General features: G+C 62.5%; 12 protein-coding genes. 8 read left to right on the top strand and 4 right to left on the bottom strand.

Annotated elements, in window-relative coordinates; genetic code table 11:
- The first annotated feature begins 304 nt into the window (after positions 1-304).
- The 5 genes from HHJ18_RS04715 to tcuB all read left to right on the top strand — a co-directional run bounded on the left by HHJ18_RS04715 (position 305) and on the right by tcuB (position 5,749).
- The gene (locus HHJ18_RS04715; RefSeq protein ID WP_296912072.1) at positions 305-1,237 is read left to right on the top strand and encodes a LysR substrate-binding domain-containing protein; all 933 of its coding nucleotides are present in this window, start codon (positions 305-307) and stop codon (positions 1,235-1,237) included.
- 132 nt (positions 1,238-1,369) lie between these two features.
- Positions 1,370-2,125: an SDR family oxidoreductase gene (locus tag HHJ18_RS04710; RefSeq protein WP_296912070.1), complete on the top strand. Its 756-nt coding sequence runs from the start codon at positions 1,370-1,372 to the stop codon at positions 2,123-2,125.
- 49 nt (positions 2,126-2,174) lie between these two features.
- The gene (locus HHJ18_RS04705; RefSeq protein WP_296912067.1) at positions 2,175-3,176 is read left to right on the top strand and encodes a tripartite tricarboxylate transporter substrate binding protein; all 1,002 of its coding nucleotides are present in this window, start codon (positions 2,175-2,177) and stop codon (positions 3,174-3,176) included.
- 19 nt (positions 3,177-3,195) lie between these two features.
- Positions 3,196-4,602 carry an FAD-dependent tricarballylate dehydrogenase TcuA gene (gene tcuA / locus HHJ18_RS04700; protein ID WP_296912064.1) on the top strand — a complete coding sequence of 469 codons (1,407 nt, stop codon included), beginning with the start codon at positions 3,196-3,198 and terminating at the stop codon, positions 4,600-4,602.
- The gene (tcuB, locus tag HHJ18_RS04695) at positions 4,589-5,749 is read left to right on the top strand and encodes a tricarballylate utilization 4Fe-4S protein TcuB (RefSeq protein ID WP_296912061.1); all 1,161 of its coding nucleotides are present in this window, start codon (positions 4,589-4,591) and stop codon (positions 5,747-5,749) included. Before tcuA ends, tcuB begins: the two co-directional genes overlap by 14 nt.
- Before the next feature lie 154 nt (positions 5,750-5,903).
- On the opposite strand, the gene HHJ18_RS04690 is transcribed toward tcuB, so the two are convergent.
- The 4 genes from HHJ18_RS04690 to HHJ18_RS04675 form a co-directional block, all read right to left on the bottom strand.
- On the bottom strand, positions 5,904-7,370 hold the full coding sequence (locus HHJ18_RS04690; RefSeq protein ID WP_296912265.1) for a DASS family sodium-coupled anion symporter: 1,467 nt from the start codon (positions 7,368-7,370) through the stop codon (positions 5,904-5,906).
- A gap of 71 nt (positions 7,371-7,441) precedes the next feature.
- A complete protein-coding gene (locus HHJ18_RS04685) occupies positions 7,442-10,216 on the bottom strand; it encodes an HAD-IC family P-type ATPase (RefSeq protein ID WP_296912059.1) in 2,775 nt (924 codons plus the stop codon).
- Between the two features lie 356 nt (positions 10,217-10,572).
- Positions 10,573-11,610 (bottom strand): zinc-dependent alcohol dehydrogenase family protein, encoded by a 1,038-nt coding sequence (locus HHJ18_RS04680; protein ID WP_296912057.1) that lies wholly within the window; start codon positions 11,608-11,610, stop codon positions 10,573-10,575.
- Between the two features lie 222 nt (positions 11,611-11,832).
- Positions 11,833-12,201: a hypothetical protein gene (locus HHJ18_RS04675; RefSeq protein WP_296912055.1), complete on the bottom strand. Its 369-nt coding sequence runs from the start codon at positions 12,199-12,201 to the stop codon at positions 11,833-11,835.
- A gap of 151 nt (positions 12,202-12,352) precedes the next feature.
- Here HHJ18_RS04675 and HHJ18_RS04670 point away from each other — a divergent pair, with 151 nt between their 5' ends.
- From HHJ18_RS04670 to dsrO, 3 genes are all read left to right on the top strand, one after another.
- On the top strand, positions 12,353-13,384 hold the full coding sequence (locus HHJ18_RS04670) for a c-type cytochrome (RefSeq protein ID WP_296912053.1): 1,032 nt from the start codon (positions 12,353-12,355) through the stop codon (positions 13,382-13,384).
- Between the two features lie 138 nt (positions 13,385-13,522).
- On the top strand, positions 13,523-14,611 hold the full coding sequence (locus HHJ18_RS04665) for a c-type cytochrome (protein WP_296912051.1): 1,089 nt from the start codon (positions 13,523-13,525) through the stop codon (positions 14,609-14,611).
- A gap of 139 nt (positions 14,612-14,750) precedes the next feature.
- Positions 14,751-15,461, top strand: a complete 711-nt coding sequence (gene dsrO / locus HHJ18_RS04660; protein WP_366558803.1) for a sulfate reduction electron transfer complex DsrMKJOP subunit DsrO — start codon at positions 14,751-14,753, stop codon at positions 15,459-15,461.

The raw sequence follows: 15,461 nt of genomic DNA, 5'->3' as shown, positions 1-15,461 counted from the left end.
CGCGCCGGCCGGCCATGGGAGGATTTCATGGGCATTCATGGTGTAACGCTTCCGTGAAAATAAGATATACAAAGCCGGTTTGCCTTCTGCAGCGGCCGCTACCCCAAGTACTCAGAGCCTCAGTTTGCCAGCTGACAACAAGCCGCATGATGACGCAGATCATGAAAACACCCGCGCCTCTCAGCCGCAACAATACCGGGTGCGCGCGCCGGAATCATCGTTTTCGACGCTGGAGCGCTGCACCATGCGATCATTGAGGGCATCACAAATGGTGATGGTCTAGCGCGACGCAAGGAGAATCTGCATGGAACTGCGCCAGCTGCGTTATCTGGTCCGGGTGATTGAGATGGGCAGCATCAGCCGGGCCGCGCTGGACCTGGAGCTGGTGCCATCGGCCTTGAGCCAGCAGATCAGCCGGCTTGAAAGCGAGCTGTCGACCCGGTTGCTGCAGCGCAGCCCCAAGGGGGTGACGCCGACCGAGGCCGGGCTGGCTTTTTTTCGCGAGGCGCAATTGGTGCTGCGCCATGCCGAGCAGGCCGCGCGTGCGGCGCAGCAGTCGCGCCTGTCGGGCACGGTCAGCGTTGGTTTGGCGCCCAGCACCGCCGCCGTGCTGGGTCTGCCCTTGCTGCTGGCCATGCGTGAACGCTATCCCGATGTGCGCCTGCACATGGTAGAGAGCCTGTCCGGGCACCTGACGGCCATGCTCAATGCGCGCCAGCTGGACCTGGCCATGCTCTTCAACACCCAGGCAGGGCGGCGCTGGAGCGTCATGCCGCTGCTGGAGGAAAAACTGTTCCTGATCCAGTCGCGCCGCTCCCTGTTGCGCGAACCAGCGGCCCGCGTCAAGCTGGCGCAGCTGGCCGGGCTGCCGCTGATCTTGCCGACCGGGCTGCACGGTTTGCGCAGCACGCTGGAAAGCGCCTTTGCGCGGGCCAAATTCAGGCCCACGCTGGTGGCCGAAATCGACTCGCTGGCCATGCTGATGGATGCGGTCGACAGCGGCCTGGGCTGTACGCTGCAGCCGTGGGCTGCGGTGAGCCGTTTTCAGGATGCGCCGCAGCGCTTTCATCTGGCGCAAATCACCGACACGCTGGCGCGTCGCGGCAACGCGCTGTGCAGCCTGTCGGACGACGAGTTGTCGCCCGCCGCCTTGGCCGCGCGCGTGGTGCTGGCCGATTGCGCGAGCGAAGCGGTGCGCTCAGGCCGCTGGGTCGGGGCCAAGCTGCTGGCCCGCTGAGGCCGCCGTGCCGGCCACGCCTTTGCCATCACGATTTGTGATGGCCTCATGCGTGAGGCCGGCTTTCGCCGAGCGGCTTTAAGCGCTACATTGCGCTTCAAAGACCGTTCACCTTTGCCACCGAGAGACACCATGGATCTGCAACTCAAAGATAAGACCGCGCTGGTCACGGGCGCCAGCACCGGCATTGGCCGCGGCATTGCGCTGGCGCTGGCGGCCGAGGGCGTCAGGCTGGCGATTTCGGCGCGGCGCGTGGCGCTGCTCAACCAGGTGGCCGATGAAATTGTCAGTCGGGGCGGCCACCGTCCGGTGGTGATCGAGTCCGATCTGTACGCTGAAGACGCCGCCAAAACGCTGACCGATGCTGCCCTGGCGGGCCTGGGCGGCCTAGACATTCTGGTCAACAACGCCGGTGGCTCGCGCTCCTTTGCCGACCTGCATGTCAGTGAAGAGCGCTGGCAGGAAGCCATCACCCTGAACTTTCACCGCCCGCGCCAGGTCGCGCAGGCGCTGCTCGATCAGATGATTGCACGCAACTGGGGCCGCATCATCTGCATCACCGGCAAGAGCGAGCCCGACCATGTCAATGGCGCGTTCTGCGCCAAGGCCGGCATTCACAGCTGGGCCAAGGGGCTAAGCCGCATGGTGGGCAAGAACGGCATCACGGTCAATTCCATTGCGCCGGGGCGGATTCATTCAGAACAGATTTTTCGCAACTACACGCCCGAGTACCGGCAGTGGCAGTGCGACAACGAAATCCCCGTGGGCCGTTATGGCGAGCCGGAAGACCTGGCCAACCTGGTGTGCTTTTTGTCGTCGCCGCTGGCCAGCTACATCACTGGCGCTGTGATTCCGGTGGATGGTGGCTTGCGCCGCTACCAGTTCTAAATGTTCCGGCCGGATGCCCGCGCAATAACCCAAAAGAAAGAGACATCTCATGATGAAGCATTCAATTTCCCGCCGCACCCTGCTGCAGGCCGCTGGCCTGGGCGCTGGTCTGGGAGCTTTGGCGCTGGGCCTGCCGGCCATGGCGCAAGCGGCCTGGCCATCTCGCGCGGTCCGCTTTGTGGTGCCGTTTGCGCCTGGCGGAACGTCTGAAATCGTCGCGCGCTCGGTGGCCGCCGAACTTAGCAAACAGCTTGGGCAAAGCGTCTATGTAGAGAACAAGCCGGGCGGGGCCGGCACAGTGGCGATGCAGGAGGTGGCAAAGTCTGCGCCCGACGGCCACACCATCATCCTGGGCCATGTCGGCACGCTGGCCGTCAACCCCTACATGCTGAAAAACCAGCCTTATGACGTGAACAAGGATTTCATCCCGGTGACCTTGCTGGCCAAGGTACCCAACGTCTTTGTGATTCATCCCGATGTACCGGCGAGAAACTTTAAGGAGTTTGTGGCCTACGCCAAGAAGAATCCGGGCGTGCTCAATTACGGCTCGGCCGGCAACGCCAGCGCCGGGCACCTGGCAATGGAATACCTCAAGCTGGTCAGCGGCATGTTCATCACGCACATTCCCTACCGCGGCACCGGCCCGCAACTGACCGATCTGCTGTCGGGCCGCACCCAGGCTTCGTCGGCTGGCCTGCCCGCCTTGAGCGCGTACATCAAGAGCGGCAAGCTGCGCGCCATCGCGGTCGGAACCAGCCAGCGCATCTCGGCGCTGCCCGACGTGCCGACGGTAGCTGAAATGGGTTTCAAGAACTTCGAGACCTCACAGTGGTACGGCATTTTGGCACCGGCCGGAACGCCGGCGGACATCGTCAAACGCCTGCAGGAAGAATCGCTCAAGGCGCTCAAATCGTCGGCCGTGACGGCGCGCTTTGCTAGCGACAACGCAATAAGCGGCGGCGGGCCTTCCAACGAGTTTGCGTCCTTCATTGCGGACGAGCAAAAAATCTGGAGCGACATCGTCAAGCGCGCCGGCATTCACGCCGATTGAGGAACTAGTATGGTGTTGCATGGTTGATGTGCTGGTGATTGGCGGCGGCAATGCCGCGCTGTGCGCCGCGCTGATGGCGGTTGAGGCCGGCGCCAGCGTGTTGCTGCTGGAAGCGGCGCCGCGTGAATGGCGCGGCGGCAACTCGCAGCACACGCGCAATCTGCGCTGCATGCACGATGCGCCGCAGGACGTGTTGAGCGAGGCCTATCCGGAAGAGGAGTACTGGCAGGACCTGCTCAAGGTCACCGGCGGGCAGACCAACGAGGCGCTGGCGCGGCTGGCGATTCGGGCGTCTTCGCACTGCCGCGGCTGGATGCGCCAGCACGGCGTGCGCTTTCAGCCCTCGCTGTCGGGCACATTGCAGCTGTCGCGCACCAATGCCTTTTTCATGGGCGGCGGCAAGGCGTTGATGAACGCCTACTACCGCAGCGCCGAAGCGCTGGGCGTGCAGGTCTGCTACGACTCGCCAGTGGACCGACTGGAATTGGAGGCAGGCCGCTTTGTCGCGGCGCACTGCGCGTCAAAGCGCATTGAGGCGCGTGCCTGCGTGGTGGCGAGCGGCGGCTTCGAGTCCAACCTCGCGTGGCTGCGCGAAGCCTGGGGTCAGAACGAGGCCGGTGAATGGCCAGCCGACAACTTTGCCATACGCGGCACGCGCTTCAACATGGGCGTGCTGCTGCGCGACCTGATAGAGCAGGGCGCCGACACGATTGGCGAGCCGACGCAGGCGCATATGGTGGCCATCGACGCGCGCGCGCCGCTCTACGACGGCGGCATTTGCACGCGGATCGATTGCGTGTCGCTTGGCGTGGTGGTGAACCAGAAGGCCGAGCGCTTTTACGATGAGGGCGAAGATTTCTGGCCCAAGCGCTATGCGATCTGGGGACGGCTGGTGGCGCAGCAGCCCGGGCAGATGGCTTATTCCATCATCGACGCCAAGGCCGTTGGCCGCTTCATGCCGCCGGTGTTTGCCGGGGTCAAGGCCGACAGCCTGACCGATCTGGCGCGCCAGTTGGGACTGGACCAGGCCACGTTCGCGCAGACCCTGAACCATTACAACGCCGCTTGCCGCGGCGGCAGCTTCGACCATACCGCGCTCGACGACTGCCACACCGACGGCCTGGCACCGGCCAAGTCGCACTGGGCCCGGCCCATCGACACGGCGCCGTTTTATGGCTACGCGCTCAAGCCCGGCATCACCTTCACCTACCTCGGCCTGAAGACCGATGAAACCACCGCCGTGCGATTTGGCGGAGTGCCCAGTGCCAACCTGTTTGCCGCCGGTGAAATCATGGCCGGCAACGTGCTGGGCAAGGGTTATACGGCCGGTGTCGGCATGACGATCGGCACTGCCTTTGGCCGTATAGCCGGCGTACAGGCTGCGCAGGCTGCCATAAATACAGGAGCAGTTCATGCAGCAGCTTGAAGCCTTGACGCGTGAAGCGCGCGCGCTCGCAAGCGGTGAAGCGGTGCTGACGCGGTACGAGTCCGAAGTGAGCCGGCAGCTGCAGATCTGCAACGCATGCCGCTATTGCGAAGGTTTTTGCGCGGTGTTCCCCGCCATGACGCGGCGCCTGGAATTTGGCAAGGCCGACATCCACTACCTGGCCAATTTGTGCCACAACTGCGGCGCCTGCCTGCACGCCTGCCAGTACGCGCCGCCGCACGAGTTTGCCGTCAATGTGCCGCAGGCCATGGCCCGGGTGCGCGGCCAAAGCTATGCCGACTACGCCTGGCCACCGGCGCTGGGCGCGCTGTACCAGCGCAACGGCCTGACGCTTTCGCTGGCGCTGGCAGCAGGCTTGGCGCTGTTTTTGCTGCTGGCGGTGGCGTTGCAAGGCACGCTGCTGCACGCGCCGCTGGCGGGCAACTTCTACGCCATCTTTCCGCACAACCTGCTGGTGTCAATGTTCGCGCCAGTTTTTATATTTGCCGCGCTGGCACTCGGCCTGGGCGTGCGCAAGTTCTGGCGCGAGGTCTCGCCAGGCCATGTATCGGGGGCTGCCATGGCCGAAGCGGCCTCGGATTCCCTGCGCCTGAAGTATCTGGGCGGCGGCCATGGCGAAGGCTGCAACGAAGCTGACGACGCTTTCACGCTGTGGCGGCGGCGTTTTCACCACCTGACTTTTTATGGCTTCATGCTGTGTTTTGCCGCGACCTGCGTGGCCACGCTGTACCACTATCTGCTCAAGTGGCCGGCGCCCTACAGCTTCAACAGCGTGCCGGTGTTGCTCGGCAGCGCAGGCGGCATCGGCCTGTTGATAGGCCCGGCCGGGTTGCTGTGGCTGAACCTGCGGCGCCACCCGCAGCACGGCGATGCGGCGCAACAACCGATGGACCGCGGCTTCATCGCCCTGCTGTTTTTTACCAGCCTGAGCGGCTTGGCCCTGCTGCTCTGGCGCGACAGCGCTGCCATGGCTGTGCTGCTGGCGCTGCACCTGGGCGTGGTGATGGCGCTGTTTGCCACGCTGCCTTACGGCAAGTTTGCCCATGGTGTTTTCCGCTGTGCTGCGCTGCTGAAATGGGCGATTGAAAAACGTCAGCCCAGCCGCCTGAAACTGGGCAGCGACTGACTCGATATCGGGTGCAGAACAAGGCCATGGCCCAACATACACGGGCATAAGCAGCTATAAAATAAATAGCAATTTACAGGCAGATCCGAATTCAACCGATGCTGCGGCAACAATGCTGTTTCCTGGGTATTTGGACCATTGCGTTGCAGTAGTTTCAGACCGCCTTGCTCATGTAGCCCATCCACGGCCAATAGGTCAGCGCGAAGATCACCAGCAACACGGCGGCGGCCAGTGTGATCACCAGGCCGGTGCGGATGAAGTCGCGGGCGTCGAAGGTGTCCGTACTGTAGGCAATCATGTTTTGCGGCGCATTCACCGGCAGGATGAAACCAAAGCTCACCACGAACTGCAACAGCATGGTCATGCCGATCACGTTGATGCCCGGCGTCTGCACCGCCGTGAGTACGCTGATGATGATCGGAATCATGGTGGACGCCAGCGCCGTGGCACTGGCGAAGCCCAGGTGAATAACGATCAAAAACAGCGACAGCAGCATCAGGATGGCGAAGGCGCTGGCCTGCTGCAGCCCGAGGTTGTGCACGATCAGGTTGGCCAGCCAGCCGGCGGCGTTCGTCTTCAGCAGGGCGGTGCCCACGCTGATGCCGACGGCGAACAGCACCACCGTCCCCCACGGGAATCCGCGCTGCGATGCCTTCCAGTCCATCACGCCCAGGCGCGGCACCAGCATCAGGGCAATGGCGGCAATCGTGGTCGACGAGGTGTCGAAGTTGTGCAGCACCTTTTCGGTGGACCAAAAACCCAGCAACACCAGCACGATCACCAGCAGCTTCCACTCCTTCAGCGTCATCTTCCCGATGGCCTCAAGCTGCAACTGTATGGTGGCGCGGCCGCCGGCAATCTCTTTCATCTCGGGCTTCATCATGCGGGTCATGATGAAGTAAACCGCGATGCTCATGAAGGCCGAAAACGGCGCGCCGGCGATGAACCACTCGGTCCAGCTGATACTGGTGCCAAACTGTTTTTCAATGAAGCCCACCGCCACCATGTTCTGGGCTGCGGCGGTCTTGATGCCGATGTTCCAGACGCTGGCGGTCTGCGCGGCGGTGATGACCAGCAGTCCGGCAAAGCGGCTTCGTTTGTCGACCTTGAAGGCCAGGATGAAGCCCATCATGATGGGCACCAGGCAGGCCACGCGCGCAGTCGTGCTCGGCACGACGAAGGACAGCAGAAGACCCACCACCATGGCGCCCAACACGATGTGGTTGGTGTCGGCATCCACTTTGGACAGCACCACCAGCGCGATGCGCCGGTCCAGCCCGGTGGCGGTCATCGCCGCGGCAATGAAGCAGGCCGCCGCCACCAGCGCGACGGCGCTGTTGGAAAACCCCGACAAGGCCAGGCCGAGCGCCGCCCCGGTGCCCATGTCGGCAGCCAGGGGCTTGGCCGAATCGGGCGCATAGGCCAGCAGGAAAATCATCAGCGCGCCTATCACCACCGAACTCACCGCATAGTCGAGCGCCTCGGTCATCCAGACCACCACGGCTAAGGCGAGGATGGCCAGCATCACCTGACCGGCGGGTGGCAGGCCCTGTGGCGTGGGCATCCACAAGATGGCCAGCAATGCGGCCAGCGCGACAAACAGGCCGGCGCGTTTGACGATGCTGGCGCTGGACCTGGGCGACGACGATGCCCCGGAGGACGGGTTGGGTGCGGTGGTTACGGTGCGTCCTCCTACTGTGTGCGGGGTCCAGGCTTCTTCGTTCCTGAACGCAGGCGTTCAAACAAAGCCACCGTCAGCTTGCGCGCTTCTTCCAGCAGCAAGATGGTGGCCGCTACGCCGGTGGCGATGCCCCATTCACCGAGGGACAGGGGCCAGGTTCCAAAAATGGACTGGGCAGGCGGCCAATGCACGGCAACAACCTGCAGGCCGATCACGCCGGCCAGCGAAGCCCAGAGCATCGCGTTTTTGAAGAACTGCCGGTTGAATGCCGTGCCGCGTTCGACGCGTGCGTTGAACACGTTGAAAAACTGGAACAGCACGAAGGTAGTGAACGCCAGGGTTGGGGCCTGCTGGGCCATGCCGGCCTGCAGGCAGAAGTACAGCACCGCCAGCGTTCCCACCGTCATGGTGACGCCGTAGGCAATGACCTTGCCCAGGCGGTTGAGGGTGAGCAGCGGCGTGGACCGGCTGCGCGGCGGCTCGTGCATGATGCCCGGGCGCGCGGCGTCGAGCGCGAGCGACACAGCGGGCGGTCCGTCCATGATGATCGCGACCCACAGAATTTGCACCGCTGTAAAGGGTTCGGGCAGGCCCAGCAGCGGCGCAAGGAATACGGACAGGATGGCGCCTATGGTGGTGGACAACTGGAAGCGCACGAACTTCACGATGTTGTCGTAGAGTGTGCGCCCCTGCCGTACCGCGCTGACCAGCGTCGCGAAGTTGTCATCAAGCAGGACCACAGTGGCGGCGGCCTTTGCAACCGCCGTGCCGCTGCCCATGGCAACGCCAATGTCGGCGCTTTTTAAAGCCGGTGCGTCATTCACGCCGTCGCCGGTCATGGCCACTACATGGCCCTTTTTCTGCAGCGCGCGCACGATCTTGACCTTGTTAGTGGGGGTCACGCGGGCGAAAACGGCGACATTGTCTATGGCGGCGGCCAGCTGTTCCGCATTCATTCGGTCAAGCTCTGCGCCCGTCATGGCTTTGCCCTTGAGCCCAAGTTCAGCCGCGATGGCTGATGCGGTTAGCTGGTGGTCACCGGTGATCATCTTGACGGTAACGCCCGCCGCCCGGCATTCGGCGATGGCTACCTTGGCCTCGGCGCGGGGTGGGTCCATCAGCCCGATCAAGCCGACGAAGCTGAGGTCGCGGACCCATGCAGCGAGATCGCCTGATGCGTCAAACGCGCTGTCAGAAATGCTCCGCGAGGCGACCAGCAGCCCGCGCAGGCCCTGGTTGCCGAGTTCCGTGTAGTGCGCCTCTATGAGCTGGCGTGCAGCAACGTCGAGCGGACCCCCCGCAACTTCCGCACCTTCCGCACCTTGTGTATTTGCATTGAGCACCTGCGTGCAAAGCGCCAGCAACACGTCAGGCGCACCTTTGACGAACATCCGCACCTGGCCGTCTTCACGGTGAAAAGTGGCCATGAACTTGTGGACCGCATCGAACGGAATTTCCGCCAGGCGCGGCAGTGTTTCGGCGACCTGCGCGGGATTGAGGCCGCCTTTGTGCGCCAGCACCAGCAATGCCCCCTCCATCGGGTCACCGATGACTTTTCCATTGTCAACCCGGCTGTCGTTGCAGGCGACCAGCGGCAGCAACAGCGCATGCAGATCGGGAAGGGCTGAAGCCGCGTCCACCGCGCCGGCCGCACTGATTTCTCCATCCGTCGCATACCCCTCGCCAGAGACGTCAAAGCGTGCGCCTTGATAAAAGAAAGCGCGCGCCGTCATCTGGTTAAGCGTCAGCGTTCCGGTCTTGTCAGAGCAGATGACGGTCGTGCATCCCAGTGTTTCAACACTAGCCAGGCGCTTGACAATGGCCTGGTGGCGCGCCATGTTGCGCATGCCTAGCGCGAGTGTCACCGTCACCACCACCGGCAGACCTTCGGGCATGGCGGCGACGGCCAGCGCAATCGCGTCCAGCGCAATATGCGCCAGGCCGTCGCCGCGCCAGAGCGCCAGGCCGGACAGCAGGGCTACCAGCGTTAGGGCAATCGCGCCCAGGCGCTTGCCCAACTGGTCGAGTTGGAGTTGCAGCGGCGTGGGCACTTCAGTCGTTGCAGCGAGTTCCTGCGACAACTGTCCCATCTCCGTGTGGGCACCTGTTGCCGTGACGATGATCTCGGCCCGGCCGCGCGTGAGCAGGGTGTTCATGTAGAGCATGTTGGTGCGCTCGGCCAGGGGAACGTCCGGCGCTTGAAGCGCGTCAAGCTGCTTGCCGACCGGCAGCGACTCGCCCGTCAAGGCTGACTCGTCTACTTCCAGCCCCGCCGCAAGAAGCAATCTGCCGTCAGCCGGCACCGGGTCGCCCGCCTCCAGCAGCACCACATCCCCAGGCACCAGATCCTCAGCCGGGACTTCAATTTTTTTGCCTTCCCGGCGCACGCGTGCCCGCACCGGCAACATGCCCTTGAGGGCCGCCAGACTTTGTTCAGCGCGGTATTCCTGGTAAAAGCCGACGGTGGCATTGATCAGGACGACAGCCACAATGACAAGTGCATCCTTGGTGTTGCCGATCAGCGCGGCAAGCGTCGCCGCACCGATCAAAATCATGATCAAAATACTTTTGAACTGCGCGAAAAACACTCGCCAGGCAGAACGCGGCGGGGCTTCGGGCAGCCGATTGGGCCCGTATTTTTTCTTGCGCTGTCCAAGTTGCTCTGCTGACAGACCAAGTTCCAGTTGAACATCATGCTGCGCGGCCAGCGCGTCGATCGTCAGCGCATGCGGCGCGGCGTCCGAATCGCTGTGGCTGACCGGTGCAGGGGTCTTATGGACTGTCATCGGCTTGCTTCATGTTCTTCGTCGAAGAAATCAGTTTTTTGGCATTGCATTTGCTATTAAATAAATAGCTGCTAACGCACGTAATTAGCGCGCTGCGGCTTATTTATACAACGAACGTCGCCACTCGTTGCTCTTCACATGTAGGTCGGGTTACGCCGCGCTAACCCGAGCTTCCCGGGACATTGGTTTCGAGACTGAGAGTAAACCCTTGAGTAGAGGTGTTTCAAGCCGGTAGCCCAGGGCTTACGTGCGCAAATTGCTATAAAAAACATAGCATATTGACTGCTGCCGTCCATCCAGGCGAGCCGCCGGCTGCGGGTGGTGCCCGCAGCAAGCAGGTCACCGGCCCCTGGTTCTCACGCCTCAATAATCACTTTCAGCGCCTTGGTGTCAGCGGCCTTGCCGAAGGTCTCGTAGGCGTCAAGTATCTGGTCGAGTTTGAAGCGATGCGTGATCAGCTGGCTGGCGTCGATGCGTTTGGACTGCACGGTTTTGAGCAGCATGGGCGTGGACACCGTATCGACCAGCCGCGTGGTGATGGTCACGTTGTGCGACCACAGCTTTTCCAGATGCAGATCGACCTTCACGCCGTGCACACCGACATTTGCAACGGTGCCGCCCGGCGCCACGATGTCAGTACAAAGCTCGAAGGTGGCGGGAATGCCCACCGCCTCGATGGCCGTGTCCACACCGCGCCCGCCCGTCATTTTCAGCACCTTCGCCGCCGCTTTACCATCGGCGCTGTTCACGGTGGCGGTTGCACCAAAGCGTTTGGCCACGGCCAAGCGGTTGTCGTCCAGATCGATCATGATGATTTCGGCCGGCGAATAGAGCTGTGCCGTGAGCAGGGCCGCCAGCCCGATGGGGCCGGAGCCGACGATGGCGACGCTGGAGCCAGGTTGAACCTTGCCGTTCAGCACGCCACACTCAAAGCCGGTCGGCAAGATGTCGCTGAGCATGACAAGGGCCTCTTCATCGGCACCCTTCGGAATTGGGTACAGGCTGGTGTCGGCATAGGGAATGCGCACGAACTCGGCTTGCGTGCCGTCGATGCTGTTGCCCAGTATCCAGCCCCCGGTCGTGCAGTGCGAGTACATGCTCTTGCGGCAGTATTCGCAGCGGCCGCAGGCGCTGATGCAGGACATCAGAACCCGATCACCTGCCTTGAACGCGGTGACGCCCGGTCCGACGGAGTCAACGACCCCCACCCCTTCGTGCCCCAGAATGGTCCCGGGCTTGCAGGTGGCGACATCGCCCTTGAGGATGTGCAGGTCGGTGCCGCAAATCGTCGTCTTGCTCACCTTGATGATGGCGTCGGTGGGGTCCTTGATGGTTGGCTTGGGTCTTTCTTCCAGAGCTTTTTTTCCAGGGCCGTTGTAAACGAGAGCTTTCATGGCGAGGGTCCTTTCAGGGCCGGTCTTTTAATTAGCAGGGTTGAGGGAATCGGTTGTTCATGGATCTTGCCTGGGCTGCGTCACCGGAAAGTTCTTGCGTGCAGCACTGCATTTTTAATGCTTGTTTTTTTGTCGCGCATGGATGGCCGGGTTCCCGGCGAAAGCGCCTGTCTAGGCTATTTGGCGGAGCTGGCTAAGCCAAGAATGATTTTGCCGCTCGCCCTATTTCAAAAGCCTGGTAGATCTTGTTAAATATGCAACAGTCTCATACCAGACCGTGCAGGCGGGTTTGCGCAAAATCAAGGATTGGCGGAAAGAGGTCAGGGGGTTTTGTTTGACGCCTGGAGCGTGGCGTTCGGCTTCAATCAGCGCGCGCAGAACTGCCGCGCTTTTTGCCCGGAAACAGGGACGAACTGCAAAGACCGCTTGCAATGGGGGGCGATAAGTCATGTTTTTACAAGAAAAATGGCTATAACCCAATAAATACGGGCGTAAGTAGCTATGAAAAACATAGCAAAAGTTCTGCTGGAGAGCCACTTCTGGGAAGCCGCTCAGCAGTCTTGTGGCGCGCAGGCCTGCGCGCAGCTGCATGGCTAGCTACTGCCTGCCACAAATTCCACTCTGTGTAAATTGGCAACTTTGTATAGGCGACCGCCGCAAACATCCAATAGCTTCAAGACCCCTTCGCTCCTAGGATGCATGTAAGCCCTCAGGCCTAACTTGCAGCAAACAGGAATTTGAAATGAAACACACACACAGATTGATCATGGCATTGGCCGTAGGCGCAGGCTTGACGGTGAACGCCTTGGCGCAAAGCCCCGCCGTTGTTGCTGCACCGGCGGCTGCCGCCACACCCGCTGTACCAGCCGCAGCCGCGCCAGTCCAGAAAGACTGGCAAGCGCCCGACATCAGCAAACTGCCCGACGACAAGTACGGCCAGTCGGTGCGCCAGGGCAAGGCCCTGATGGAAGAAACCTACAAGCACATCGGCCCGGAGGTGAAGGACGTGAGCAAGCGCTACGCCGGCAACAACCTGGGCTGTGTCTCGTGCCACATGGACGCGGGCGGGCGCAAGTTCGGCAACCCCTGGGTCGGCACCTTTGTCAGCTTTCCGCAGTACCGCGGCCGCGAAGACGCGGTTTCGACCACCGAGGAGCGCGTCAACGGCTGCATGGAACGCAGCATGAACGGCAAAAAACTGCCGCTGGACAGTGCCGAGATGAAGGCGATCATGTCCTACCTGCACTTCTTGTCGACCGGCCTGCCGGTTGGCGTCAAGCTGGAAGGCGGCGGCACGCTCAAGCTTAAAGCGCTGGCACGCGCAGCCGACCCGGTGGCTGGAAAGCAAGTCTATGCAAGCACCTGCGTGGCCTGCCATGGCGAGAACGGCCAGGGCGTGCGGCGCGGCAAGGCCGGCGATGCCAACGGCTACCAATTTCCACCGCTCTGGGGCGCCGACAGCTACAACGACGGCGCTGGTATGGCACGCATCACGCTTGCCGCCGGCTTCATCAAGGGCAACATGCCCAGCGGCATCACGCACCTGAACGCGGTGCTGACCGATGAGCAGGCCTTCGACGTCGCCGCTTTCATCAACAGCCAGCCGCGCCCGGTCAAGGCCAATACCGTGGCGGATTTTCCGGCGCGCAAGAACAAGCCGGTCGATGCGGCGTTCCCGCCCTACACGCCGGGCTTTTCGGCCGAGCAGCACAAGTATGGCCCGTGGCAGCCGATTCAGGCAGCGCGTGAAAAAGGCGTGTCTCCGGCCAAATGACGCCGTAGCGCGCGCTTCAGGCCGCCAGGCCATCGCGTCTTACGGGGCGCGCTGGCCGGCTGGCCCAGGCCCTTGGCCAGCGCCAATTTGTCAAGCGCTTTTCGCAAAGTCGAACAGTCTCTCAGAAGGAACCTTGTTATGAAAACACGTCAATATCTGCTGTTAACAGTCCTGGCGGCGTCCATGGCCGCGTCCGGCCCAGTGCTGGCGGGCAGCGGCACCGACCCCGGGGATTTCAACGCCTTTTACGCTCCGTCGTACAAGCTGCCTGATCCGGCCACGATGAACGCGTCAGCCACTCGGGGCAAGGAACTCATCCACAGCACTTACAAGTACCTGGGCGCCGAGAGCACCCAGCGCGCCGCCAATGGCAAGCCCTACGTCGGCAACCGTCTGTCATGCGCCAACTGTCACTTGGACGATGGCACGCGTCCCAACGCCTCACCCTGGGTAGTGGGTACCTACAAATACGCGGCGCCCGGCGCCTTCAGTGCGCGGGAGAACATAAAACGTGACCTGCCCGCGCGCATCAACGGCTGCTTCGAGCGCTCGCTGGCCGGCGAGGCGCTGCCCACAGGCAGCCCGGCGATGCAGGACATCGTTGCCTACTTCGGCTTTCTGTCGACCGGCCTGCAAGCGGGCTACACCTACAAGCAGGTGCCAGGCCAGGAATTTCCCAAGCTGCCCCTGCTGACCACCGCCGCCAATCCGCAGCGCGGCGCCACCATTTACAAGGACAGCTGCCAGAGTTGCCACCAGGAAGATGGCCAGGGCGTGTGGCGCGACGACGAGAAGCGCTACCGCTACCCGGCGCTGTGGGGCGCCAACAGCTTTGGCCTGATGGCGGGCATGGGACGGCTGGCCACGGCGGTAACGCTGGTCAATGGCAACATGCCGTACGACAAGGTCAACAGCCTGGACCCGAGCACGCGGATGTCGCCGCAGGATGCCTGGGACGTCACGGCCTACATCCTGTCGAAAGACCGCCCGTTTGACGCCAGGTTTGTCAATGACTGGACCGGCACCAGCCCGACCGGTGTGCCGAACTGGTTTTCAAAAGCCCCGGACGCCGCCTATGACTACACCATGCCGCGCGTCGATGGACTCGGGCTGGCCAGCGATGACCCGCGCTTTGCGCCGATGTTCCCGCTGGCGCAGCACAAGTACGGGCCGTTCCAGCCGATCACCGATGCGCTGGCGAAAGCCAAGGCCTATTGGGGTTATTGACCGGGTTTGAGCCGAATTTATGTATCAAATAAGGCTCTAGCCCAATCAGGACGGGCGCAGGCAGCTATTGAATTAATAGCAATTACAGCTGCCTTGATGGCAGGGGTGGCGGCGAAGCGATCAGCACCAGGGGCTTCAATTGATTCACTCACGACGCAACTTCTTACGCGTGCTGCCAGCCATCAGCGCCGGCGCGGCGATGGTTCCCGCCATCGCTGCGCAAGCCGTAGCAGGTGATGGAAAACAGCGCTGGGCCATGGTGGTTGACCTGCAAAAGTGCATTGGCTGCCAAGCCTGTACGCTGGCCTGCATCATGGAGAACGCCGTGCCGGAAAACCGTTTTCGCACCCTCGTTTCCACCTACGAAGTGCATGACGGCGCGCATACCGGCACCTACATGCTGCCGCGCCTGTGCAACCACTGCGAGGAGCCGCCCTGCATTCCGGTCTGCCCGGTCGGCGCGACTTTCCAGCGCGCCGACGGCATCGTGGTGGTTGACGGCGATCGCTGCGTGGGCTGCGCCTACTGCGTGCAGGCCTGCCCCTACGACGCGCGCTTCATCAACCACGACACCGGAAAGGCGGACAAGTGCACGTTTTGCGCCCACCGGATCGATGCCGGACTGCTACCGGCCTGTGTTGAAAGCTGCGTGGGCGGGGCGCGCATCTTTGGCGACCTCAACGCTGCGGGCAGCCAGGTTCGCCAGTTGCTTGAGCAAAACAAGGTCAAGGTGCTGAAGCCGGAAATGGGATCGCAGCCGCAGGTGTTTTACCTGGGACTGGAAACGCATTTTCAGGGCCGCGTCGAGGGCGAAGGCACTCTATGGCAACCAAGCGATGCTGGAGCGTGA

This window comes from Polaromonas sp. (genome assembly GCF_012927455.1).
Lineage (GTDB): Bacteria > Pseudomonadota > Gammaproteobacteria > Burkholderiales > Burkholderiaceae_C > Polaromonas.
The sequence above is the reverse complement of the archived record's forward strand: the minus strand, read 5'-3'. Positions and strand labels throughout refer to the sequence as shown.